This window comes from Ruegeria sp. P8, assembly GCF_056534665.1.
On record NZ_JBQERC010000011.1, the window covers coordinates 24100 to 48236 of the forward strand.

23 protein-coding genes, 1 tRNA gene and 1 pseudogene are annotated in these 24137 nt (G+C 57.2%); 10 read left to right on the forward strand and 15 right to left on the reverse strand.

The window, feature by feature from the left end; genetic code table 11:
- Positions 1-91 precede the first annotated feature (91 nt).
- The 4 genes from ACR0BZ_RS13380 to ACR0BZ_RS13395 all read left to right on the forward strand — a co-directional run bounded on the left by ACR0BZ_RS13380 (position 92) and on the right by ACR0BZ_RS13395 (position 4373).
- Positions 92-925, forward strand: coding sequence for an ABC transporter ATP-binding protein (locus tag ACR0BZ_RS13380; protein WP_480482435.1), 834 nt, complete (start codon positions 92-94; stop codon positions 923-925).
- Between the two features lie 19 nt (positions 926-944).
- Positions 945-2162 carry a phenylacetate--CoA ligase family protein gene (locus ACR0BZ_RS13385; RefSeq protein ID WP_480482433.1) on the forward strand — a complete coding sequence of 406 codons (1218 nt, stop codon included), beginning with the start codon at positions 945-947 and terminating at the stop codon, positions 2160-2162.
- Positions 2163-2284: 122 nt separating this feature from the next.
- Positions 2285-3949, forward strand: a complete 1665-nt coding sequence (locus ACR0BZ_RS13390; RefSeq protein WP_480920452.1) for an ABC transporter permease — start codon at positions 2285-2287, stop codon at positions 3947-3949.
- A gap of 73 nt (positions 3950-4022) precedes the next feature.
- Positions 4023-4373 carry a DUF2794 domain-containing protein gene (locus tag ACR0BZ_RS13395; protein ID WP_480920453.1) on the forward strand — a complete coding sequence of 117 codons (351 nt, stop codon included), beginning with the start codon at positions 4023-4025 and terminating at the stop codon, positions 4371-4373.
- Between the two features lie 3 nt (positions 4374-4376).
- Here ACR0BZ_RS13395 and ACR0BZ_RS13400 read toward each other — a convergent pair whose 3' ends face one another.
- From ACR0BZ_RS13400 to ACR0BZ_RS13415, 4 genes and pseudogenes are all read right to left on the reverse strand, one after another.
- Positions 4377-4961, reverse strand: a complete 585-nt coding sequence (locus ACR0BZ_RS13400; protein WP_480920502.1) for a C40 family peptidase — start codon at positions 4959-4961, stop codon at positions 4377-4379.
- A 54-nt stretch (positions 4962-5015) separates the two neighbouring features.
- Positions 5016-5258: pseudogene (locus tag ACR0BZ_RS13405) on the reverse strand (hypothetical protein); the annotation flags it as partial.
- Complete coding sequence (locus ACR0BZ_RS13410) at positions 5255-6637, reverse strand: leucyl aminopeptidase family protein (RefSeq protein ID WP_480920454.1); 1383 nt, start codon at positions 6635-6637, stop codon at positions 5255-5257. The gene ACR0BZ_RS13410 and the pseudogene ACR0BZ_RS13405, both read right to left, overlap by 4 nt.
- Positions 6638-6700: 63 nt before the next feature.
- Positions 6701-7090 (reverse strand): hypothetical protein, encoded by a 390-nt coding sequence (locus ACR0BZ_RS13415; protein ID WP_267363938.1) that lies wholly within the window; start codon positions 7088-7090, stop codon positions 6701-6703.
- Positions 7091-7234: 144 nt separating this feature from the next.
- Between ACR0BZ_RS13415 and ACR0BZ_RS13420 the strand changes: the two genes are divergently transcribed.
- Together ACR0BZ_RS13420 and ACR0BZ_RS13425 are read left to right on the forward strand one after the other, a co-directional pair.
- Complete coding sequence (locus ACR0BZ_RS13420; protein ID WP_267363919.1) at positions 7235-7885, forward strand: carbonic anhydrase; 651 nt, start codon at positions 7235-7237, stop codon at positions 7883-7885.
- A 73-nt stretch (positions 7886-7958) separates the two neighbouring features.
- Positions 7959-8090 (forward strand): hypothetical protein, encoded by a 132-nt coding sequence (locus ACR0BZ_RS13425; RefSeq protein WP_480920455.1) that lies wholly within the window; start codon positions 7959-7961, stop codon positions 8088-8090.
- Positions 8091-8153: 63 nt separating this feature from the next.
- On the opposite strand, the gene ACR0BZ_RS13430 is transcribed toward ACR0BZ_RS13425, so the two are convergent.
- The 5 genes from ACR0BZ_RS13430 to ACR0BZ_RS13450 all read right to left on the reverse strand — a co-directional run bounded on the left by ACR0BZ_RS13430 (position 8154) and on the right by ACR0BZ_RS13450 (position 14395).
- A complete protein-coding gene (locus ACR0BZ_RS13430) occupies positions 8154-9125 on the reverse strand; it encodes an endonuclease/exonuclease/phosphatase family protein (RefSeq protein ID WP_480920456.1) in 972 nt (323 codons plus the stop codon).
- Between the two features lie 163 nt (positions 9126-9288).
- A complete protein-coding gene (locus ACR0BZ_RS13435) occupies positions 9289-10920 on the reverse strand; it encodes a DUF4139 domain-containing protein (RefSeq protein ID WP_480920457.1) in 1632 nt (543 codons plus the stop codon).
- A gap of 123 nt (positions 10921-11043) precedes the next feature.
- Positions 11044-12066 (reverse strand): aspartate-semialdehyde dehydrogenase, encoded by a 1023-nt coding sequence (locus tag ACR0BZ_RS13440; protein WP_209598943.1) that lies wholly within the window; start codon positions 12064-12066, stop codon positions 11044-11046.
- 103 nt (positions 12067-12169) lie between these two features.
- Positions 12170-13201: a glycosyltransferase family 4 protein gene (locus ACR0BZ_RS13445; protein WP_480920458.1), complete on the reverse strand. Its 1032-nt coding sequence runs from the start codon at positions 13199-13201 to the stop codon at positions 12170-12172.
- 21 nt (positions 13202-13222) lie between these two features.
- A complete protein-coding gene (locus ACR0BZ_RS13450) occupies positions 13223-14395 on the reverse strand; it encodes an MFS transporter (RefSeq protein WP_480920459.1) in 1173 nt (390 codons plus the stop codon).
- A 140-nt stretch (positions 14396-14535) separates the two neighbouring features.
- Between ACR0BZ_RS13450 and ACR0BZ_RS13455 the strand changes: the two genes are divergently transcribed.
- Positions 14536-15678, forward strand: coding sequence for a DUF3095 domain-containing protein (locus ACR0BZ_RS13455; protein ID WP_480920460.1), 1143 nt, complete (start codon positions 14536-14538; stop codon positions 15676-15678).
- Between the two features lie 4 nt (positions 15679-15682).
- Here ACR0BZ_RS13455 and ACR0BZ_RS13460 read toward each other — a convergent pair whose 3' ends face one another.
- Positions 15683-16453 carry an HpcH/HpaI aldolase family protein gene (locus tag ACR0BZ_RS13460; RefSeq protein WP_480487011.1) on the reverse strand — a complete coding sequence of 257 codons (771 nt, stop codon included), beginning with the start codon at positions 16451-16453 and terminating at the stop codon, positions 15683-15685.
- A gap of 188 nt (positions 16454-16641) precedes the next feature.
- On the opposite strand from ACR0BZ_RS13460, the gene hpaR reads away from it, so the two are divergent.
- Both hpaR and ACR0BZ_RS13470 read left to right on the forward strand, forming a co-directional pair.
- Positions 16642-17076 (forward strand): homoprotocatechuate degradation operon regulator HpaR, encoded by a 435-nt coding sequence (hpaR, locus tag ACR0BZ_RS13465; protein WP_480494048.1) that lies wholly within the window; start codon positions 16642-16644, stop codon positions 17074-17076.
- Between the two features lie 601 nt (positions 17077-17677).
- On the forward strand, positions 17678-18376 hold the full coding sequence (locus ACR0BZ_RS13470; protein WP_480920461.1) for a fumarylacetoacetate hydrolase family protein: 699 nt from the start codon (positions 17678-17680) through the stop codon (positions 18374-18376).
- A gap of 3 nt (positions 18377-18379) precedes the next feature.
- On the opposite strand, the gene ACR0BZ_RS13475 is transcribed toward ACR0BZ_RS13470, so the two are convergent.
- Together ACR0BZ_RS13475 and ACR0BZ_RS13480 are read right to left on the reverse strand one after the other, a co-directional pair.
- A complete protein-coding gene (locus ACR0BZ_RS13475) occupies positions 18380-19591 on the reverse strand; it encodes a winged helix-turn-helix domain-containing protein (RefSeq protein WP_480920462.1) in 1212 nt (403 codons plus the stop codon).
- Positions 19588-20613 (reverse strand): LacI family DNA-binding transcriptional regulator, encoded by a 1026-nt coding sequence (locus ACR0BZ_RS13480; protein ID WP_267366879.1) that lies wholly within the window; start codon positions 20611-20613, stop codon positions 19588-19590. Before ACR0BZ_RS13480 ends, ACR0BZ_RS13475 begins: the two co-directional genes overlap by 4 nt.
- A gap of 115 nt (positions 20614-20728) precedes the next feature.
- Between ACR0BZ_RS13480 and ACR0BZ_RS13485 the strand changes: the two genes are divergently transcribed.
- Positions 20729-20805: transfer RNA gene (locus ACR0BZ_RS13485), tRNA-Arg, on the forward strand.
- 200 nt (positions 20806-21005) lie between these two features.
- Here the strand turns inward: ACR0BZ_RS13485 and arsJ are convergent.
- Genes arsJ through ACR0BZ_RS13500 form a run of 3 tightly spaced genes read right to left on the reverse strand, consistent with a single transcriptional unit; the run spans position 21006 to position 24096 of the window.
- Complete coding sequence (arsJ, locus tag ACR0BZ_RS13490; RefSeq protein ID WP_480920463.1) at positions 21006-22271, reverse strand: organoarsenical effux MFS transporter ArsJ; 1266 nt, start codon at positions 22269-22271, stop codon at positions 21006-21008.
- The gene (locus tag ACR0BZ_RS13495; RefSeq protein ID WP_480487022.1) at positions 22268-23266 is read right to left on the reverse strand and encodes an ArsJ-associated glyceraldehyde-3-phosphate dehydrogenase; all 999 of its coding nucleotides are present in this window, start codon (positions 23264-23266) and stop codon (positions 22268-22270) included. Before ACR0BZ_RS13495 ends, arsJ begins: the two co-directional genes overlap by 4 nt.
- The gene (locus ACR0BZ_RS13500) at positions 23263-24096 is read right to left on the reverse strand and encodes an arsenate reductase/protein-tyrosine-phosphatase family protein (RefSeq protein ID WP_480920464.1); all 834 of its coding nucleotides are present in this window, start codon (positions 24094-24096) and stop codon (positions 23263-23265) included. The genes ACR0BZ_RS13495 and ACR0BZ_RS13500 overlap by 4 nt, the downstream gene beginning before the upstream one ends.
- Positions 24097-24137 lie beyond the last annotated feature (41 nt).

Below are 24137 nucleotides of genomic sequence, written 5' to 3' on the forward strand. Positions count from 1 at the left end.
TGATCCGGGGCGTTCAGACAACCGGAGCGGCGGGTCACCTGCCGCTCCTCACGAACAGCCCCGGAACGGGCAGGCATGAGGAAACGCGCTGATGCTGGATGCGGCACAAACCACTGACGTGCAGGCGGAAACCCTGCTTGAGGTCAATAATATCGAGGTGATCTACAACCACGTGATCCTCGTGTTGAAAGGCGTCAGCCTGAGCGTTCCAAAGGGCGGCATCACAGCGTTGCTGGGCGGCAATGGTGCGGGCAAGACAACCACGCTCAAGGCCGTATCGAACCTGCTGCATTCCGAACGCGGAGAAGTCACCAAAGGTTCGATCAAGTATCGCGGCCAGAACGTGCATGAAAGCGATCCGGCCGATCTGGTTGAAAAGGGTGTCATTCAGGTGATGGAAGGCCGCCACTGTTTCGAGCACCTGACCGTCGAAGAAAACTTGCTGACCGGCGCCTACACCCGCAAAGACGGGGCGGCTGCGGTCCAGCGGGATCTTGAGATGGTTTACGCATATTTTCCCCGGCTCAAGGAACGCCGCCGGTCGCAGGCAGGCTATACTTCGGGTGGGGAACAACAGATGGTTGCCATGGGGCGGGCCTTGATGTCGCGGCCCGAGACGATTTTGCTGGACGAACCCTCAATGGGTCTTGCTCCGCAGCTGGTCGAAGAGATTTTCAGTATCGTGAAGGACCTCAACGAAAAAGAGGGCGTGTCCTTTCTGCTGGCAGAGCAGAACACCAACGTCGCCCTGCGCTTTGCACATTACGGTTACATTCTTGAATCCGGGCGTGTCGTGATGGATGGCCCGGCAGCCGACCTGCGCGAAAACCCGGATGTGAAAGAGTTTTACCTGGGCATGTCCGACGAAGGCCGCAAAAGCTTTCGCGATGTGCGGTCCTATCGTCGTCGCAAAAGGTGGCTGTGAGCGGATGGAGGATATGGCTATGACCTATTTCGACGCACTCGAAACACGCTCGGCAGACGAACGCGCCTCGGACCAGGCCAGGGCACTAGTGGAGCAGATCAAACGCGCGATGTCGGCCCCTGGATTTGCGTCGCATCTGTCAGAATCAGACACTAATAAGGTAAAATCAGTTGAAGATTTGCCAACATTGCCGGTTCTGCGGAAATCGGACCTGACCAGAGCACAGGCCAAACGCCCCCCGTTTGGTGGATTTACAGTGAAACCGGCGCGGCATTTCCATCATGTGTTCCAGTCGCCGGGACCGATCTATGAGCCGGGCAGCACTGATCACGACTGGTGGCGCATGGGCCGTTTCCTGAATGCCGCGGGTGTTGGCGCAGGGGACATTGTCCAGAACTGTTTTGGGTATCACCTAACCCCAGCCGGTATGATCTTTGAAAATGGCGCACGGGCTGTCGGCGCGGCTGTTCTGCCCGCAGGAACCGGACAAACCGAGTTGCAGGTGACTGCCGCCCGCGACGTTGGCTGTACGGCCTATGCAGGAACGCCGGATTACCTGAAGGTCATTCTGGACAAAGCCGATGAGATGGGCGTTTCACTGCATTTCTCGAAAGCCGCCGTTGGAGGTGGGGCCTTGTTCCCGTCTCTGCGACAGGAATACGCCGACCGGGGTATCTCGTGCCTGCAATGTTACGCGACAGCGGATCTGGGCAATATTGCTTATGAAAGCGCCGCGATCGACGGGATGATCATCGACGAGCACGTGATTGTCGAGATTGTGACACCTGGAACCGGAACTCCGGTGGCACCGGGTGAGGTGGGTGAGGTCGTGGTGACCTCTCTCAACCCCGATTACCCGCTGATCCGCTTTGCGACAGGCGACCTTTCCGCCGTGATGCCGGGGATTTCCCCCTGCGGTCGCACGAACACCCGGATCAAAGGTTGGATGGGGCGTGCAGATCAGACGACCAAGATCAAAGGTATGTTCGTGCGTCCGGAACAGGTTGCCGCTTTGGTCGACAAGCATGAGGAAATCGTCAAGGCTCGTGTCATCGCCACCCGTCAGGGCGAGATGGATTCGATGACTGTCCAGATCGAAAGCACAGGCGGGGATGATACGGCATATGCCAGATCGGTGGCCGAAGTGCTGAAACTGAAAGGCGCAATCGAAGTCGTCGCCCCCGGCTCGCTGCCCAAAGACGGGTTGGTGATCGAGGATCAGCGCGTCTACGAATAGTGGTGAATAACAGGTCTGCGGCAGTTTGTGCCGCAGATTTGTTGACCGACGCACTGGTGTTTCCGAGCATTTTGGTCGATTAAAGGCGTACCCTAAGCCTTTGCCAATCAAAAGCCGGGATAATGGCCCAGATCGACTATTCAGAAAACGGATCACGCAATCGCGGTGTACGCGGCACACGGCTGTTGGCCGCAGTTGCTTATCTTGTGGCTGCCGCATGCTTGTTGCCCATGGTGGCCGTGGTTCTGGCGGCAGTGACGGGCGGGACAGATACGATCTCGCACCTGATGGAAACGGTGCTGCCCAGCTATACTGTGACGACCCTGATCCTTGTGGTGCTGGTCGCGGCGGGTACGTTCAGTATCGGCACGGGCGCTGCCTGGCTGGTGACGATGACCCGCTTTCCCGGTGTCAGGATCCTTGAGATCGCGCTGGTCTTGCCCTTGGCTTTTCCGGCATATGTGCTTGCTTATGCGTACACCTTTATTCTGGATCATCCGGGTATCGTTCAAAGCACTTTGCGGGATGTAACGGGTTGGGGGCCGCGCGACTATTGGTTCCCTGAAATCCGTTCGACCGGGGGCGCTGCGGTGATGCTGATTCTGGTGCTGTACCCTTATGTCTACCTGCTGGCGCGGGCTGCGTTCCTGCAACAAAGTGCTTCGGCGTTTCTGGCTGCTCGGGCGCTGGGCAACAATCCATGGCTGGCGTTTCGGCGCGTCTCGCTGCCGATGGCGCGCCCGGCAATTGCCGGTGGTGTGCTTCTGGCCATCATGGAAACCATCGCCGATTTCGGAACCGTGTCTTATTTCGGTGTGCAGACCTTTGCGACCGGGATTTACACCAGCTGGTTTTCAATGGCCGACCGTGCGGCGGCGGCGCAGCTGGCCTGGTGCCTGCTTGTCTTTGCACTGATCATGGCTGTGGCCGAACGCACCCAGCGCGGTAAGGCAAAATACTATCAGGCCGGAAAGAAACATGCTGCCCAACCGGCGGAACACCTGACCGGTCTTCGCGCCGTCGCGGCATTCCTGTTATGTACGATACCCGTTATTTTCGGGTTTCTGTTGCCCGTTATCATACTGGTCGAGATGGGTTTGGAATCGGAACAGAACCTGCTGTCGCGGCGCTATATCGGTTTCATCCAGAACTCGCTGACCCTTGCTGGCACGGCCGCGGTCGTCACTGTCTTTGCGGCGATCTGTGTCGGGTTCTTTCAACGTCTGAGACCCGGGCGCGCGTCGTCGGCGACGGCCTACATGGCGCGGCTGGGATATGCCGTGCCCGGTGGCGTCATCGCAGTCGGTTTGATTGTACCTTTCGCCAGCTTTGACAACGCGCTGGATGCCTGGATGCGGAAGACATTCGATGTGTCCACGGGGTTGTTGGTTACCGGTTCAATCTGGCTGCTGGTCGCCGCTTACATGGTGCGATTCCTTGCCGCCGCGCTCAGCGCATATGAGGGGGGTCAAAGCACGGTTCATGCCAATATGGATGCCGCGGCCCGGTCGTTGGGGCAAACCCCGCTGGGAACATTGCGGCGCGTTCACCTGCCCATTCTGACACCGTCGCTGCTGACCGCGCTGTTGATCGTCTTTGTGGACGTGATGAAGGAATTGCCTGCCACCCTGATCATGCGCCCGTTCAACTTCGACACACTGGCCGTACAGGCGTACAGGCTTGCCTCGGATGAGAGGCTTGAGGGTGCCGCCGTGCCGTCGCTGGTCATTCTGGCGGTCGGCCTGCTGCCGGTAATCCTGATCTGCCGTCAGGTTGGTCGGCGGTAACACTTGTGTTGTAAAAGCCGGGCAACAGCGCATCAGGCTTGATTCAAACATGATTTCCGGCAAGGCTGGCGGTATGAACATGCAGCCTCCCAACCGGTTATCGGCAAACGCAGCGCAGATGCCCGTGGCCTTTGACCGGCATGAGATGTCGCAAATCCTGTCCGTTTATGGTCGGATGGTCGCCGCTGGAGAGTGGCGAGACTATGGTATCTCAAACCTGCGCGACATGGCGGTATTCTCGATCTTCCGGCGCACCGCTGAGCACCCGATCTACCGCGTCGAAAAGCACCCGCGCCTGAAGTCCCGGCAGGGGATGTACTCAGTCATAGGTATGGATGGCCGCATCCTGAAACGCGGCCATGATCTGCGCGCGGTACTGCGGGTGCTGGAACGCAAGCTCATCCGGGCCGTAAACCCGGATTAGAGCCTAAGACGCAGGATGTCGCCCATATCCTGTTACAGCCCCGAACTCTTTTCGGCCGATACGAGAAATAGCGTCTTCCAAAGGTTCTTTGGCAACAGCCATGTGATATGCGTTTGCATGCAGAAGCGTGTCCTGATCCAGCATCATGCCTACGTGACCTTTCCAAAACACCAGATCACCCCGGCGAAGCTCGGGGCTTGAGATTGGCTTGAAGAACTCTGCTTGCATGTCGCTATCGCGAGGGCAGGGTAATCCGCAAGAATGAAAAGCGATTTGAATCAGGCCCGAACAGTCAAGTCCAAGCCCGGTATCGCCACCGTAGATGTAAGGGGTGGTAAGAAACTGTTCTGCTATGGCTGCAGGATCAGAACCCACCCAGTCTTTTTCGACCAGTTGTGTTTCGCGAATGTATCGCGGCGTTGGAATGTGGCCCTCTTCTTTCACGCAAACCCACCCGGTCGAACGAATGGCTTTTTCGCGTTCAGAATCGCGGCGCGGCCAGTATTCAACACCAGCGCCAAAAGGCAGTATCCGCTCATTCACGTTTTTAGTCACATCGGGGTGTTCCAATGAAACTGCTCTAGGCACGGAAACGCGGTGCGTTGGCTGAAGTGGCCGTCTTTCTATTTCCTGTCGCACCCACCCAACATAGCCATCTTTTTCGCGAAACCCGAACAGGTGGTTCTGCGTCCGTTCCAAGATGATGAATACTTCTCCACACACCATTTGGCACCGCCGGCTACCATTGGGTTTGTCCAGAACGTCCCGCACAACCGATTGGATACGATATGTTTCACCATCCGTGAAATCGTCAGCGTCGATATGACCTTTCAACGATGAATGCGCTACTCGTCCGTTGAAGGGGAGCAATCTGTGATCCGTCATAATCCCAATACCTCCGGTAATGCCGACAGCACAGCGCGTGTTCCCTGACCCAGACCGCCTTTTGTGCGGCCGGGTTCATTGCTGGGTTGCCACGCGTAGATGTCAAAATGGATATAGCGGCTGGACCCTACGAACCGGCGCAGAAACAGCGCGGCGGTGATAGACCCGGCAAACCCGCCCGAGGGGGCATTGTCCAGATCGGCAATGCCGGGTTCGATCATCGCCTCGTAGGGTGTGTGAAACGGCATTCTCCAGACCGGATCGGCAGACGTTTTGGCCGCTTGTGCCAAGGCCATCGCGCAGCTTTCGTCGTCGGTGTAAAACGGGGCCAGATCAGGGCCCACGGCCACGCGCGCCGCTCCGGTCAGCGTTGCCATCGAGATCACCAGATCGGGATTCCCTTCATCCGCCAAAGTCAGCGCATCAGCCAGAACCAGACGCCCTTCGGCGTCGGTGTTGTTGATTTCAACGGTCAGACCCTTGCGTGAGGTCAGGATATCACCGGGGCGGAAGGCATTGCCTGATACCGCGTTTTCAACGGCCGGGATCAGAACCTGCAGTTGCAGGGGAAGGTCCAGCGCCATGATCGTCCGTGCCAGTCCCAACACATTGGCCGCGCCACCCATATCTTTTTTCATCAGGCCCATGGATGCGCCCGGTTTCAAATTCAGCCCGCCGGTATCGAAACATACACCTTTGCCCACCAGTGTCAGTCTGGGGCCACTAGTGCCCCAGTTCAGCTCGATCAGCCGGGGGGCCTGCGCCGCGGCCCGCCCTACCGTGTGAATCATGGGAAAATTCTGATCCAGCAGCGCATGGCCGGTGATCACCTTGCAAGACGCGCCGAACTCATTCGCCAGAACCTCGACCGCTTGCTGTAACTGATCCGGTCCCATGTCCGAAGTGGGCGTGTTGACCAGATCGCGCGTCAGAGCCTCGGCATTTGCCATGGCTTCGATACGGGTGGCGTTAATGCCATCAGGTGCAATCAATGCCGCTGACCCTCCGGTCTGGGACGCGTATCGATCAAAAGCATAGCCGGTCATCAGCCAGCCAAGACACTCCATCTCCAATAAATCCGCAGGAATGCCCGAAGCAATGCCGTAGGTGCCTTCCGGCAGGGCCATGGCCGCCGCGGCAAGGGGGAACCGTTTGCGCACACGTTTTTCTTCGGTTCCGTAACCGGCCAGCGCGAATTCAATTGCGCCGTTCGTGGCTGGCACAAGCAGGACCTGCCCCAGCGCACCGGAAAACCCGTTTGCTGCGACCCAGGACTGCACGCGCTCGGGCTGATCCAGAAGCCAGCCGTCCAAATCCGGCTGCGCGATCACATGAAGCGGTACGGAAGGGTCAGAGGATGGGGCGAAGGACAGTGTCATGGGCGCCTCGGCAGATTGTTTCTGTGCACAGACTAGCCGCGCATATTCTGCCCGCAACCCCTGTCAGACGGAAAGGTCCTGTTGATCCCAGACGGCTGTCAATGATCGCTCACCAACGCGGATCAGACGTCCCAGCGTTGCACCTGCGGCTACCGCGTCACCGGCATCGACGGCCTGCGCCACGTCCCCTGCAACCCTGGCCAGAACCGTCATCCCAACCTGTTCGGAAATCGCGACCAGGGACCTTGCGCATTTGCGCAGTTCGGCCCATTCGCGCTGACGCCAAAAGCGTTCGCAGTTCGACAGGCGCACTGCCAGTTCTTCGATGGTGCGGCACAGCACATCCAGCGCGTTCTTGTCGCCAAGTTGACGGTAAAGGCCACTTAGTTGATCCGAATCCAGACGGACGGATTCCTTGTGTTCAAGCGTGATTATTTTTTCCACCACATTCACCCTATTTCTGACGCCCCCACGGCGCAGGTTTGATACTGGTGACAATTTCCTTTGCAAAACCTTGCAGAGAAATCGGATAATTGCTCGAATTTTCCTAGAATTCGGTTTAGAGGATCGGTCAGCGACAAGAACGGGGACACCGTAATGGAATTTGCCAAACCTTTGCCGAGCTATCTGGTCACGCGGTATCACGGCTGGAAAGCGACCACATATTCGGAAAACCAGGTCTGGTTCAAGCGGCTGGCAGATGAAGGGCAGCGGCCCCGGGCGATGGTGATTTCCTGCTGCGACAGCCGGGTCCATGTGACCTCGATGTTCGGTGCGGATCAGGGCGATTTCTTTATCCACCGCAATATCGCCAATCTGGTGCCACCCTATGCGCCGGACGGCGATCATCACGGTACCAGCGCAGCAATCGAATACGCCGTCACTTCTCTCAAGGTTGCGCATCTGATGGTTCTTGGCCATTCGCAATGCGGTGGTGTTCAGGGCTGTATCGACATGTGCAAGGGTCAGGCGCCGCAACTGGACGCAAAGGAAAGCTTTGTCGGTCGCTGGATGGACATTCTGAAACCAAAATTCGAACTTGTCGCTGATATCGAAGACAGCCTCGAACAAGCCCGGCAGCTGGAACGCCAGTCGGTTGTTGCGTCGCTTGAAAACCTGATGACGTTCCCGTTCATCTCGTCAGCGGTCGAACAGGGCACCCTGAGCCTGCACGGGTTGTGGACCGATATCGGCGCTGGCGGGTTAGAGAGTTTCGACCCCATACAGAAGAAATTCGTTCCGGTCTGACGACAGTTCATAGTGAAAAAATGATGCGGAATACGGCTTCTGTTTCAGAGCCGTTACTTCGTATGCTCGACACATGACGTTTGAATCCGATCTGGGGCTCAACCCCATGTCCCGCTGGATGGGGGTGATGATGGATAAATGGGTTGGTGGCGATTATGAGCGGGGGTTGAATAATCTGAAAGCGCTGATCGAAAATAACACCTAGACCCTTCTTGGGATTGCGACATTCGATCTGGTATGCCCGCCAAAGCGGCGGGGAACTTGCGGATCAATCCAAACGAAACCGCGCGAATTTGCCGAAATGGTCGGATCCCATGAACGGGCGCAGCTCAACCGTTCCGGTTGTTCCTTTCGGGAACAAAAGGTTGTCGATCGGCAAGGGTAAGTGCCAGCTGCCAAGATTATGAGTATTCAGGACGGCCCCAAAACTCTGGTTGTCTGCTGCCGCTGCGATCCGCCGAACGCTTGCACCCCAGGGAACCATGTTGAAATCTCCGGCAATCAGAACCGGGCCATCCAATTTTGCGATGCGTTCTGCAATGATCCGGCTTTGGGTTGATTGGTCGTAGGGAAAAGGCCACTTCAGGTGGATCGATACGATCCAGACCAAAGACCCATCCGGGGCCTTGACCTGCAATCCGACAAGACCGTGGCCTTTCAGGCAGAACCCGGACCCTTCGACAATCGGAAGAGTTGTCAGGATGGCAACGTTTTGTTCGGGACGAAACTCACAGATCACCTTTTCGGGGTAATGCTCGAACAGGTTGCTCATGTATTCGCGGTTGTGACTTGAGACTTCCTGCAACGTCACGATCTGAGCATCGGATGCAATGATGTCGTCGGCCAGCGAATACCGGGGCCACGCCCGGCTCATGAGGTTCTTTTGATACAGGGTCAGACACGGACCGTCGCAGTCCTTGGGCGGGGCGGCGAAACTGGTTGCGATTGATCCCACAGCAACGGCGGCAAAGGCCAGGGTCACCAAAGCAAGGTATCTGGCGCGCATATACAGCAGGATCGCGGCACACGGCAAAAGCAAAACGCCAGCTTGCGGGCGGAAAAGCGCAAAGGAATCTCCGACTGCCAGGAATTGCCCGGTAAACCCGATGAGGATAAGCCCAACCAGAATGCCTGTACATCCCATGATCAGGTATCTTCCAATTCTGCGTTTGGTCGAGTTTCCCATGCTCTGCCCCTGATGCCCTGTGCAGGGCACCACCTGTTGTCTGTATTGTCCCATCCGTCACGTTCAGGTCGGTGATTAGCTGGCAAGCACGCCTGAATTTGTCAACAGATCGGTAATTTGGATTGCCGTCAGCGCTCTGCCGATGCTTGGGGTCCGGTCGGTGCCTTGATGGGTGCGGCTGATGAAATAGACGGCAAAATCCGAGCGTCTTTGGAAGCTACCTCAGGTCCATCCCCTCTGGCCAGTTCAGTTCAAGGTTCAAGGTGATGTTTGCCTTTTGATCGGGGGCAATATCCATTTCCCAAGCTAGAATTCCGCGTTGGTTGTCCACATTTTCTTCATTTGGGCGCGGATTGGCGTTCCACGTGATTTCCAGATCGTCCTGCTCGGAATATGGAACCCGGTCCAAAAGGCGCAGCGGCCAGGTTTGGCCCGTCAGGTTTTCAATGCTGATTTCAGCCTGTTCGATCCGTTGATTGGACCGCGAAATGATCCCGGTGTCACCGCTGCTGCGGTTCAGGATCTGTCGCGAAAGTGTCAGACCATGGATGGGACCAAATCCCATCTCGATTTCTTCCCGAGGGCCAATTTCCTGCGACCCTCCGGCAGCAACAAGAATATCGTCTACAAACCACCGCGCGGCAGCAGACTCCAGAAGCCTCTGATCCATTGGGTTGGTGAACCGAGCGGTCCGATACGCCGTGTCATCGCGCCAGGGCACGCCAAGCGCAAAAACCTCGGCAGATTGGGTGATTGCGTCCAATGCGACCTCGGTAATCTCATAACCAGTGGAAACCGAGATGAGATTTGGCAAAGTGTAAGTGATGCCGGTGCCTTCTACTGACGAGGTCAATATCGTGCCAATGGATGTCTCTTCTACCACAACAGGTGCCTCGACAACCGCTTCTGCCAATTTCCCGAAATTTCCCTGTTCTGGTTGCGGTGGCGGTGTTTCGCGTATCCAATGTCGTAATGAAGGCAGCCATGATGCAGCGTTCTGTCCAGTTGGGGCAATGGTCGACACATGCATCGTAACATCGCGCCAGTTTTCACCGGTGTCCTGCGTGATCAGGAGGTTGCGGTCGATCCGAACTGTGGGCGCGTCGCCTGTTGCCAAATGAAACTCGTATCCCGGCGACCATTCTGCGGCATAGGAGTCGATGTACGACACGGTCAAAGCACCTTTTGTTGATGTTTCGGCGGTCACGTCGACGGCAACGAAAACATGGTCATCAGCTTCGGGGATCAGTGCAGCCAGATCAGCTTGAGCAATCAACAAATCTTCTTCCAGCTGTTCCAGTTGCCGCTCGACATCTCGGGCTTCGATTTCAGCCGTTTGGGCTTCTTGCTCGGCGCGCAGAGATTCCTCGGCAATCATGCGGGTGATCTCACGCAGCGTGTTTGGGTCGGCAGGCAGACCTTCATTCTGTCCCAATTGACCAAGAAACAATAAGGATTGGCGTGCAGCCTCGGCGCGTAGACGGGTGGCTTTCGCCTTGTCAGTGACAGCAGTGATCTGATCTTCTATTGCTTCGATCCGATCCTCGGCCTGCATTACAGCTTCGCTTTTGCGGTCCTGTACCGGAAGGTTTTCAAAGCGCCGCAGCAATGCGGTTTGTGTCAGACCTTCGGTCAGAACCTGAATTGAAAACAACTGATTTTCGTCACGTGCGGGAATGCCCTGCAAGATCAAACGATGGTTGCCAGCAGGAATTTCGTAGGCCCCTGTGCGGATAATGTCGGCTCCTCTGGGGTAAACCGTGACCTCACTGACTTTGGTGTCGATCAAAAATGTTTCAGCATGCAGGACGGTGGGCGCAAGGGCCAGAAGGTAAATCAGGGGTCTCATAATCACTCGCGGAAATCAGGTGTTATATTCCCGCAAGGGTTGCAGCCCGGATGGTCGACTGCAAGCACAAAAAAGGGCCGCCTGCAAAGGGCGACCCTTAAGGGTTTTCAGCTTTGAAAGCCCTCAGCCTTTTTTCAGGACTTCCCGGCCCAGCAGTTCGGCGATCTGAACCGCGTTCAGGGCGGCACCCTTGCGCAGGTTGTCGCTGACGCACCACAGGTTCAGGCCGTTTTCGATAGTCGAATCCTGGCGGATGCGGCTGATGAATGTGGCAAAGTCGCCTGCGCATTCGATGGGCGAGACGTAGCCACCGGCTTCGCGCTTGTCGATCACCATGATGCCGGGCGCTTCGCGCAGGATATCGCGGGCTTCGTCTTCGTCCAGAAATTCCTCGAACTCGATGTTCACGGCCTCGGAATGGCCGACGAAAACGGGAACGCGGACGCAGGTGGCCGTAACCTTGATCGACGGGTCGACGATCTTCTTGGTCTCGACAACCATCTTCCACTCTTCCTTGGTCGAGCCGTCTTCCATGAAAACGTCGATTTGCGGAATGACGTTGAAGGCGATCTGCTTCTGGAACTTTTTCGGCTCAACTTCGGTGGTAGGGTTGTAGATGGCCTTGGTCTGATCCCAAAGCTCATCCATACCTTCCTTGCCGGCACCCGAAACCGACTGATAGGTCGACACAACAACGCGCTTGATCTTGGCGCGGTCATGCAGCGGCTTCAGCGCGACAACCATCTGCGCGGTCGAGCAGTTGGGGTTGGCGATGATGTTCTTGTTCTTGTAGTCGTGGATCGCCTGCGGGTTACATTCCGGCACGATCAGAGGAATGTCCGGGTCATAGCGATAGAGCGACGAGTTATCGATCACCACGCAACCCGCCGCAGCCGCCTTGGGGGCGTAGACTTTGGTCGCCTCGGAACCCACGGCAAACAGCGCCATGTCCCAGCCGGTGAAATCGAACGTGTCCAGATCTTTGGTCGTTAGGGTCTTGTCGCCAAAGCTTACTTCGGTACCCAGCGAGCGACGGCTTGCCAGGGCGGCAAGTTCATCAACCGGGAACTGGCGTTCAGCCAGAATGTTCAGCATTTCGCGGCCCACGTTGCCCGTGGCGCCGACGACTACGACGCGATAGCCCATTTCATGTCTCCAAAGTTAAGGACGCGCGTTCATAGCCGCGTTGCAGCGAAGAAAAAAGGGCTATCAGCGGGGTTTTCAACGACTGATGCCGAATTCAAGCGGTTCAATCGTTCAAAAGTCGTTCATAAAGCGCAACCAGCGCCTTTGCTTCGCCCTGAATGTCGAAATGCTGCTCGACATGGGCGCGGGATGCCTGGCCTGCTTGTGACAGGGAATCATTACTTTTCAGCATTTGGGCAATCGCCTCGACCAAGGCGGGAACGTCATCGGGGGTCACCACTTTGCCAAAGGACGGATCATTAATAATCTCGGCAAACGCGCCGACATCTGTGGCCACGACCGGAACACCGCAGGCCATCGCTTCGAGAGGGGTCAAACCAAACCCCTCCCACCTTTGTGGCGCAACAAACAGGTCCAGGGCCTGATACCATTCAGCAATCTGGTCTACGGTCACCTCGGGCTTGAAAAGGATGCGATCAGACAAGCCAGCTTTGGTGACTTTATCTTTCAGTTCGGCCAGAAAAGCGGTGTGTTTCTCGGTTGCCCGGCCCATGACGATGCCTGACACTGTGTCGAACCGTCCGCACACGTCAATCATGGCGTCGACAAAGGCGTCCGTGCCTTTTTGGTGTCGAATACGGCCGTAACACCCTAACAGTACCCCATCCGGCAGCCCCAGCCGAGCACGGACGGCGGCCTTGTCTGAAGGCGGAACGAAGTCCTCCAGGTTGATGCCATGCATCACCACCTGCGAGTCTCGCTCAAGATACCCTGCGGTTTTGCGCGAGGTTGCAACGACCGCATCCATTTTGCCGATCAGCCATTTGGTATAGCCTGTGTGCGGCCTTTGGGACGCGCTTGTGAACAGCATTTTGAGCTTTAACCGGAATACATCGCGCAGGATAAGCCCCAGCAACATCTCGGTGTTGCGGCGTGCGTGCCAGACCCGCCTTTTTCGACGCGACAGGAAGGGCAGTCGACCCAGCGGGATGTGCGGCGTGTCGGCGGGCAGACCTGGCCCGGTGGCGGCGATGTCGATCCATTGCGCCTGCAGAGGAACCAGCCTTGCGATGGTCGCTGTTACGCCCGAAAGTCTGCGTTTTAGATTTGGGGCTATGACAACGGGGTCTTTCAACGGACTCTCCTGATGGCTGCGTCAATCCACACTATCCCGGCTGAATAGATAGATCACGCAACCAATGGCAAGGGTGACCGCAAAAAACCCGAATATTGCCGTGTAGGGCACGGTTGGTCCGGTGTGCGCGGTGGCTGCGTGAATACGCCCGGTGACAAATTGAGCTATACCAACGCCGCCGATGCCGAACAGGTTTAGCAGCGTCACCCCGCGCCCTACCAGATGCGGAGGAACAAACGCCCGGCCATGGGCCATGATGACCGGGAAGCTGGCACCGGTAAAGCCGACGACGGCCATTAGCAGGACGGACAGCCATATTGCATTATCAATCCACAGGCAGAGCAGGCCCAGCGCAACTGAACCCAAAGCGTTGCCAGCGAAAACCACCCATTTCCGGGTGCCAAAAATACGGTCCAGCGGTCCGTAGACAAAAGTGCCCGCAATCATAGCCGCACCCATGATCAGCGTTGCAGTGCCGATCTGAGTGGCACTTAAGCCAAAGACATCGTTCAGGTAAGGCCCGGCCCAAAGCCCTCGCAGCGCAGCAGAGGGGGCGTAAGCAACCAGCATCAAGGGCAGGATCAGCCACAGGGCAGGCTCCTTCAGCAGATCCAGCAGGGATCCCTTGTGTTCTGTTTCGACCTTCGCCGGGTCGTGAACAGTCAGCCACAGGCCCAATGCGATTGCGGCGGACACTGTGGCCAGCCCGACCATCGTTGCGCGCCACCCCATCCATTCCACGGCAAGCGCGGTTGGATAAGAAGCCACCAGATTTCCAACGGACCCTGCGCCCAACATCACGGCGGCCAATGTGGCAAACCGCGCCGGGGGGTATTCACGCGCAAAGATATAGTAGGAGGCCATTAGGACCGGAGAGCACCCGACACCGATCAGGCCCATGGCTATGCTGATGTGCAGGGGCGTTGTTGCGGCTGCAAAAACCGCCGCTCCACCTGCCCCGCCCACCAGAAGCAGCGCGGCGGACGTGAGGCGGGGACCAATCCTGTCCAGCGCCCATCCGACCGGGATCTGCATGACGGCGAATACAATAAACCAAAGACCGGAAGCAAAGGCCAAATCTTCGGGCATGGCACTGATATCACGTTCCAGATCCAGGCTGAGAACCGCAAGGAAAGCGCGGAAAAATTGGCTGAGCACATAGCCCAGGCATAAAACCACCAAACCTGCCTGCATCTTCAGCCCTTTCCTGCTCGTCCGAGGAAAATGCTTGGCACGCCGTGATGCAACGCACAAGCCTGTGTAATATGTTTCAAAGTCAGGACATGGCTCGCCTTCCGGCTATCTTTGTCAAAACATTGATTCCGAGGGGGAGCATGAAAGACCTCCAGTTCACATTTTACGATTACCTTCCCTTGCAGCGCGATTTTACCCGCCTGGCAGACCCCGCACAGTTTTCAAAACTGCCCGATGATTGGGTTCTGGGTGTTGCTGACATTGTCGATTCAACAGGCGAAATCGCGCGGGGCCGGTACAAGACCGTCAATACTGTGGGCGCTGCGGTAATTTCGGCCATGATCAATGCAATGGACGGCGCGCTGTTTCCATACGTCTTTGGCGGCGATGGGGCTGGGTTTGCTGTTCCACCCGGAAAAGCTGAAACCGCCCGGACTACGCTGGCGGATTTGCGGCGCTGGGCGGATGAAGAGTTCTCCATGCCATTACGGGCGGCGCTGGTGTCGGTGGCTGATATTCGCAAAGCGGGTAAGGATCTGCGTGTTGCGCGCTATGCACCCTCTGCCGGAGTGGATTACGCCATGTTTTCCGGCGGCGGTCTGGCCTGGGCCGAGGCCGGGATGAAAGCCGGGCAAAATATGGTCACACCCGCAGGGCCAGGTGCGCAGCCGGATCTGACAGGCCTTTCTTGCAGGTGGTCCAACAGCCCGGCCCGTCACGGTCAGATCGTTTCACTGGTCGTACAGCCCACACCGTCAGCAACCGAACGGGACTTTGCCGATCTTGCGCAATCCGTCTTGTCCGCGTCGGAAGCGCTTGAGCGTGCTGGCCATCCGGTGTCGGAAAAGGGTCCGCCCATGACATGGCCTCCACCCGGCCTTGACATCGACGCACATGTGTCGCGCAACGGGCGTCATGTGATTTTGCACAAGCTCGTCCTACTGGTTCAAAACCTGTTGATCGCGGTATTGTTCAAAACTGGCCTGCGGATGGGACGCTTTGAGCCGGACCATTACAGACATATGGTCAGTAGCAATGCCGATTACCGAAAGTTTGATGACGGGCTGAAAATGACGCTCGACTGCGATCCGGACACATTGCGCCAAATCGAACACCTGCTTGAAGAGGCGCGTCGCCGTGGGAAAATCAGATACGGTTTGCACGCACAGGACGAGGCGATGATGACATGTATCGTCCCCTCGGCCACACGGGATGACCATGTGCATTTTGTTGATGGTGCCTCGGGCGGCTATGCGCAGGCCGCTGCGGCCATGCGCACTTGAATGTCTAGGAAGGTTTCCATTGCGCGGCCAGCGCGCGTGCCGCCTGTGCCAGCAGCATCACATCAATGCCGACCGCCAGAAATTGGGCGCCCATGTCCAGATAGGCCTGACGCGCTTCGTCATTGGTGGCAAGGATGCCCGGCGCTTTGCCTGCGGCCTTGATCCGGGCCAGGGCGTCCGCGATGACCGCACGCACCTCGGGTGCGGCGCTGTTGCCCTTGTACCCCATGTCGGTTGACAGATCAGCGGGGCCAATGAAAACGCCATCCACACCTTCGACTTGAAGAATGTCATCCAACGCGGCCACTCCGGCGCGGGTTTCCACCTGCAACAACAGGCAGATTTCCTGATCTGCGGTCTGGATATAGTCGCTTGTCGACCCATACATCGTGGCGCGAGATGCGGCTGCACCAACACCCCGCACCCCGTCCGGTGGATAGCGGCAGGCACGGACCAGATCCTGCGCCTGAGCGGCGCTTTCGACAATCGGAACCAGTACTGTTTGGGCACCAGCATCCAGAACCATCTTGATCATCCAGGTCTCTCCAACAGGGACCCGAACAACGGGATGAGATGCGCTGCTGGCCAAAGCCGTCAGCTGATCCCGGATCGAGCGGATATCATTTGGGGCGTGTTCTCCATCTACCACCAGCCAATCGAAACCCGCGGTTCCCATGATTTCGGCGGTTACGGATTCAGCAAAGCTCATCCAGCAACCAATCTGCTGTTCGCCCTTTATTAGAGCCTGTTTGAACATATTCTTTGGGGCTGACATGCTGAAACCTCATATTTGAGCCGGTGCAGGTGAGAAGGACATGAAATGGACCTCGGTCGCATCATCAACGGTCGTTCCTAATTGTCCAGCCTGAAATCGGCCCGCATAACGTGCGAATACGGGTGTGGGCGCTGCTGCTGTGTGTCGGGTTGCTTGCTTATATCCCGGATTTCGGTGATAATTTTCTTATGACCGACGATCTCCCTCTGACGTCGCGATCTTTGCCCATTGCGCTTTTGCGGGCGCGGGAAAAGGTTATGGGACCCATTCGAGCAATGCTGGCTGACGCTGGCGTCACGGAACAGCAGTGGCGGGTGTTGCGGGTGTTGAACGAAGAAGGCCCACAAGAGCCGACCCACATCGCCGATCGCGCCTGCCTGTTGCTGCCAAGCCTGACGCGCATTCTTCAGAAGTTGGAGAACCGTGGACTGATCACGCGGCGCAGCCATCCGGCTGACCGACGGCGTCAGGTTGTTGAGATCAATACAAAAGGGGTTCAGATCATTCGTGCCAATCTGGCTGCAAGCACGGCCCAGGCGGAACGTATTCGATCTCAGCTTGGACCGGACAAGCATGAGTTACTGCTGGATCTGCTGAACGAGTTGAAGGACCTCGACTCCTGATTATTGGCACTGTATCCGATGTCGTTGGCAGTGACCCCGCCGGAAACTGTAGGGGGAGTCTCCGACGGGGCGGCCAGACCCGGACTGGTCGTTGGTGCCTGGCCCAAGACCGGTTACGTCAAACCTGACGGTCCGGCCTGTGCTTCGGAGTATACGAAAAGCCTGAAATGTGGCTCTGAACAGGGTCTTTTGGCCCTTGGGGGAGGGGCCTTGCACCTATACTCTCCGAAACTGGTTTAGGCAGTTGCCGATCGGTAAATGGGTCAGCGTATGGTTTGTCGACGTCACTTTGGTGGAATGCTTTACCAAAGCTGCTGTTCTGAATTTTGACGCCGCACCGAAATCGGCACGGGCCTGACTACCTGAGGATTTAGCCCGGCTTTTGACTGAGCCAAGAGTTGTTTCGATCTGTTTGTGTACTGGTGAGACCATAAAAACTGATGAAACCAATTTTTGACACGGCGTCAGTCATTCAGGTCAGAATTGAGCCGTTTCACGCTGAAACACCTCCTCGAGATTGGCGAAATACAGCGTGTTTTCCGGGCTTGCTGGCGGGTTTGGCAGACGTAATATGGAAGTTACGCAACCTTCAGGGATTATCATGCCAAACAGCCTGTTTTCGCTTCCGGACCCGATCACCATCCCCGTTGTCGGCGCGGCGGCCGGATATCCCATTGGACGGATCTTCTGCGTTGGTCGAAATTATGCAGCCCATGCCGCAGAAATGGGGAATGAGGTGGATCGCGAGGCACCTTTCTATTTCACTAAATCCGCCCCGAACGCTGTACTCTCAGGTGCGACGGTTCCTTATCCTGCCGGGACCGAAAATTACCACCATGAGATGGAATTGGCATTGGCCATTGGAAAACCCGTGTTTCGCGCCACCAGTGCGCAGGCGTGGGATGCCATTTTTGCCTATGGCTGCGCCCTGGATATGACGCGCCGTGATCTGCAAATCCGCGAGCGCAACAAGCAGCGGCCCTGGGATCTGGGAAAGGACGTCGAAAACGGAGCGGTCTTTGCCCCGTTGACACCAGCTGCCGACTGGACCCCGGAGGATGACAAACGCATTCAGCTAAGCGTAAACGGAGAGTTGCGCCAGAACGCGACCCTGGAGGAGCTGATCTGGAAGATCGACGAGATTGTCATGCACCTGTCCGGCTTTTACCACCTGCGCCCCGGTGACCTAATCCTGACCGGTACGCCGGCTGGCGTTGGTCCAGTCGTTGCAGGGGATGTTCTGACAGGTGAGATTGATGGGCTGGAACCGATCAAATTGTCCCTGTCCGACGCAGAATAGACCCTATTTAGGGTCTTTCAGCCAGTCCTTGGCGAAAGTCACATGTTCCACACCGGCCAGTCGCCGCACCCGGTCCAGCTCGGCGTTCAGGCGTCGGGTACGGGCATCTGACCAACGCACACCGCGCTCGGGCCAGAGCGCTTTGACATGCAGCAGGTCACGATCGCGGTGGGCCTTCATATCGATACGGCCAATCATACGGTCGCCCTCGAGCAAAGGAAAAACGTAGTATCCATAGGTTCGTCTGGCCTCGGGGACGAAAACCTCGATGCGGTAGTGAAAGCCGAACAGCCGCTCGGCCCGGCGGCGGTCGCGCAGCATGGGGTCAAACGGGCTGAGCACGCGAATGCGGCCTGGTGGTTGCGGTACTTCGGTCGTCAGGTTTGGGCGGGCGTATGTCTTGCGCAGGCACCCATCGGCACAGGTAACCTCGATTTCTTCAATATCGCCACTTTCCAGCGACGCCGCGCACCAGTCTTTTGCCTCAGCCGCGCTGACGGTGTCCCAGAAAGCCGCCAACTCTCCGGATGTTGCAAATCCAAGCCGGTCCAATGCGGCGTTGCACAGCCAATCCACGGTCGCTTCGGCATCACAGGGCGTGCTGCCGGGACAGAGATGTGTTTCAATCACGCGCTCTGTCAGATCATAGCGTTTCTGGAACCCATCCCGACCGACGACGGTTAGGGCACCCGAGCGCCACAGATATTCCAGCGCGGTTTTCGATGGGTGCCAGTCCCACCATCCGCCCGAGCCCTTCTTTTCATCCTTGCCAACATCCGAGGACGACACCGCCCCATGGTCGCGGATGTGTTGCAGGACTGTGTCAAACTGCTGTTCGAACCCATCCCGCCGCCAGTTCTTCCACCGCGCCTTCAACATATCAGCATCCCGCTGAAAGCGCAGATGCCAATGCTGATAGAATTTCATCGGAATCACCGCCGCATCGTGCGTCCAATGCTCGAAAAGCGCGTTATCCCTTTCATAGAGCCTTTTTAGGTCGGCGCTGCGATAGGCGGGCCTGCGCGAGAACAGGATCATGTCATGGGCACGGGCAACGGTGTTGATGCTATCAAGCTGAACAAATCCAAGCCGGTGGATCAGATCCAGAAGCGCGGAACCTTTGGCCGAGCCTGAGGGTTGTTCACCCAATACGTGCCGGTCCATGAAGATCGCCCGGGCCGTCCGGTTGTCGAGCCTTTTCAGGGATGTGTTCATCGCCGTTTCAGCGTGTCACCATAACTGATCGTGGGGGTCAGAGTAACGCGTGTCTCGATCTCGGTATCAGGATTTTCCAGACGTTCGGCGATGATCTGGGCGGCTTGACGGCCGATTTCCAGACGACAGGCGTCCATCGTCGCGAGTTTTCGGGGCAGGCCCTGCAAAAGCTCGACATTGTTAAAGCCTGCCAGGCCAATCTGTCCCGGAATATCGATACCCTGTTCCAACAGGTACAGCAGACCACCGGCCCCGATCATATCGTTCGAGTAATACAGAAAATCCAGCTCGGGCGAGCGTTCCAGCATGGCCTGGGTCATCTCGCGCCCTTTGGCCAGGGCTGATCCACCGGAATAGAACTCGCGATCCTCTATCTCGATCCCGTGCTTGCCAAGAACTTCGGTAAAGCCTTCGAACCGCTTCCGTGCGCGGTGATCCAGTGGCATCTTGGTACCCATGAAACCGATATGCTGATACCCGGCCTTCAGGATTGCCTGCGCCATCTCGCGCCCCGCGCGGCGGTGTGAGATCCCCACCATCGCATCCACCGGCTTGCCATCCGTGTCCATGATCTCGACCACCGGAATACCCGCCGAATCCAGCATGGCGCGCGCGGCTTCGGTATGTTCAAGCCCCGCAATGATCACACCAGAGGGCCGCCACGAGAGCATCTCGTACAGCACTTTTTCCTCTTTCTCAGGCAGATAATCGGTTACCCCGACCACGGGCTGCAATTCGGTGTCTTCCAACACCTGGTTGATGCCTGTCATCACCTCGGGGAAGACCATGTTCGAAAGCGAAGGGATGATCACCGCGATCAGATTAACCCGGCTGGACGCCAATGCGCCCGCGATCTTGTTGGGGACATAGCCAAGCTCTTTGGCGGCGGCCAGAACGCGGGTGCGGGTGGCGTCAGACACATCCCCCCGGTTACGCAGAACCCGGCTTACCGTCATCTCGGATACTCCGGAAGCCTCGGACACATCACGAAGGGTAAGCGGGCGTTTGGTTTCACTGTTCACGGGAGGCACCTGCGTTGTTGTTTTGTCCGATGGTAGCGTGAACAGGTCGGTGTGTACAACAATTGTGCAAAGGCGATGACAACCCGGAAAATCCCGGTTACAGAGAGCCTGGCACGGCCCCGTGGCTCAACTGGATAGAGCAGCCCCCTCCTAAGGGGCAGGTTGCAGGTTCGAATCCTGCCGGGGTCACCAAAAAATCGGATAATTTAACAGATACCGGGTTTCCGCGGCCAGCGGTGCCGTCATGGTTTACTGAGCTTTGCGAGGGCAAATGCCGAAACATGTAAAATTCGCGCCATTCGATATTCTATATCCTTGCGCAGCCCCGCCGATCAGATCGCTACCAATCATGGCGAGGGCGATTCAGTCAATGAGGTATTGTTCAGAAACGGTTACGTCAGTGCGTCGGAGGTTTGGTCTGTCAGTTTGACTGAAGTCAGCGCTGCAAGGGCAACCATCACGGTCGCGGTGCCGAGGACCATTGGCAACCCTCCGATCTGATAAGTCAGGCCGGACAGAACCGTGCCGATCAGCCGGCCTGTTGCATTTGCCATGTAATAAAATCCGACGTCCATTGTCACGCGTTCGGACCGGGTGAAGGCCAGGATCAGATAGGAATGCAGCGATGAATTCACCGCAAATATCGCTCCGAAGATCAGCAGCCCAGCCACGAGCGTTATGGTCAGCCAGGTTTCAGGCCCATGTGACAGCGATATGGCCATTGTTAGAGCCGCAGGAACGCAGAAAAGGACAATCGCCCAATTACGTGCCGCGCGGATCAAATCGCCTTCGGTTCGATCCGCCGCACGAAGGATCTTTGGCGCGTAGGCCTGCACTGCGCCATAGAGGATGACCCACAGCGCCATGAATGTTCCGATCATGAAGAACGCGGAACGGTTGCCGTCGTCGGTGCCATCCGACAGGACGGCGTAGAAATAGATCGGGATGCCGACCACGAACCAGACATCGCGGGCGCCGAACAGAAAGACGCGCGCTGCGGATAGCCAGTTCACATTGGCGGATTTTGATAATATTTCCAAGAATTTCGCCCCTTTTCGCCCCTTCGGCAGGCCCGCTGGCATGAACAGAATAACTGCGAACAGGATCAGTGCCAGAACCGCCGCCATGGCCAGAATTGCCGTCATGAATCCCAACGTGGCCAGCATGGCCGCGCCCAACAGGAAACCCAGCCCTTTGACGGCGTTTTTTGATCCGGTCAGCACCGCGACCCACCGAAACAGCCCTCCGCCCTCGGCCGGGGCCAGTAATTTGACTGATGATTTCGACGACATCTTGGCCAGATCCTTGGCCACTCCGCTTGCCCCCTGCACCATCATCGCAAAGCTGACCGAGGCGGTAACGGTCCAGTGCGGATCAAGCTGCGTCATGGCAAGCAACGCCACCACCTGCAGCCCCAATCCTGCATAAAGGGTGGACGTCAACCCGAACCGGGCGGCAATCCAGCCTGCGGCCAGGTTGGTGACGATCCCAGCAATCTCGTAAAGCACAAACAGATAGGCCAGCTGAACCGGTGAGAATCCCATGGTGTGAAAGTGCAGCAGCACCAACATCCTGAGCGCCCCGTCAGTCAGCATGAAGGCCCAATAAGCCGCCGTGACCGCGACATAAGCCGACAGTCCTTCGGGCCGCTGGGTCACAGCGAGGACCCGACCATCAGCGCCACATCCACCAAGCGGTGCGCATAGCCCATCTCATTGTCGTACCACGCATAGATTTTCACCTGTGTCCCGTTTATCACCATGGTCGAGGGCGCATCGACGATCGAGGAGCGTTTGTCATTGGTGTAATCGGTGGATACCAGTGGGCGGGTCTCATAACCCAGAATACCCTTCAGATCACCCTCAGCCGCCGCTTTGAAGAGGGCGTTGACCTCGTCAACCGTGGTGGCCCGCTCAACTTCGAATACGCAATCGGTCAGCGAGGCGTTCAAAAGCGGCACCCTGACGGCGTGACCATTCAGACGCCCCTTGAGTTCGGGATAGATCAGCGTGATGGCGGTGGCCGAACCGGTGGTCGTCGGGATCAGTGAGTTGAGGGCCGACCGTGCGCGCCGCAAGTCCTTTGCGGGCCGATCAACGATTGTTTGCGTGTTGGTCACGTCATGGATCGTAGTCATCGACCCGTGGCGGATACCCAGATTCTCGTGGATCACCTTGACCACCGGCGCCAGGCAATTCGTTGTGCAAGAGGCCGCTGTCACAATTTTATGGGTCGCGGGGTCGTATGTGCCGTCATTCACACCGACAACGATATTGGCCGTCGGGCCGTCTTTGACCGGGGCCGAGACGACGACCTTCTTCACCCCGGCATCAAAATACGGGGCCAGCTTGGCCTCGGTCTTGAACACGCCCGTACAGTCGATCACGACGTCGACGCCATCCAGCGGCAGGGTGTTTTGGTCTTTCGTGCCGATGAACGGCAGGCGGGTTCCATTCACAGTGATGCTGTCGGCATCAAAGCTGAATTCTGCATCCCATCGCCCATGCACGGTGTCGAACTCTAACAGATGCGCGTGCATCTGGGGGTCGCCGACGGCATCGTTGATCCAGGCAATCTTTGCCCCCTGTTCCAAGAGTGGCTTCAGGGCCAGTTTCCCCATTCGGCCAAGGCCGTTCAAAGCGTAAGTCGTCATGTCGCATCCTCAACTGGCGATCGCGCGATTTCATCAACGGCGGATTGCAGTGCGATCCGGTCCAGGCTTTCAACCGGCAGCGATGTAAAGGCTTGAATCCGACGCTTCAGCGCGCCATACGCGTTTTGAAAGGCCAGGCTTTTCTCGGCATCGGTGCCTTCTGCCTTGACTGGATCCGCCATACCCCAGTGACCGCTGATCGGCTGGCCTTCCCAGGCGGGGCATTCTTCGTTCGCAGCCTGATTGCAGACCGTAAAGACGAAATCCATTTCAGGTGCGCCCGGCCCCGAGAACTCGGATACATTCTTCGAGCGGAGCGCCGACGTATCGTGCCCCTTGTCTTGAAGGACCCGAATTGCAAACGGGTTGAGTTCGGAAAACGGTCGTATGCCGGCCGAATAGACATTGAACCGATCCCCGCCGATATCCCGCAAAAGGGATTCGGCAAAGATCGACCGGGCAGAATTACCCACGCAAATGAACAACACATTGAACTTTCGGTCGGCCATTGGCTCGCGTCCTTTGGCCAAGGGCACGCAAAGATCGGGTCGGCCGCGACAGCAATCCACGAGCAGGAAATCGAACATGTGCTGCACGTTCTTCATCTCAATCGAATAGAGCAGTGACGTCCCGGAGCGTTCCTGCTTGACCAGCCCGGATCGCTGCAACGCGTTGAGATAGTTCGACAAGGTGCTGGACTTGATCCCCAGTTCCGACGCCAGTTCCCCCGCCGGAACGGCGTCGGGATACCGTCGCATCAACATGCGAAACACGGTGATACGTTGTGGGTGGCCAAGGATGGCCAGTTGATCGATTACTTCTGTTATCATATTTCACGAATTATGGAATTATAGCTATGGAGTCAAAACGA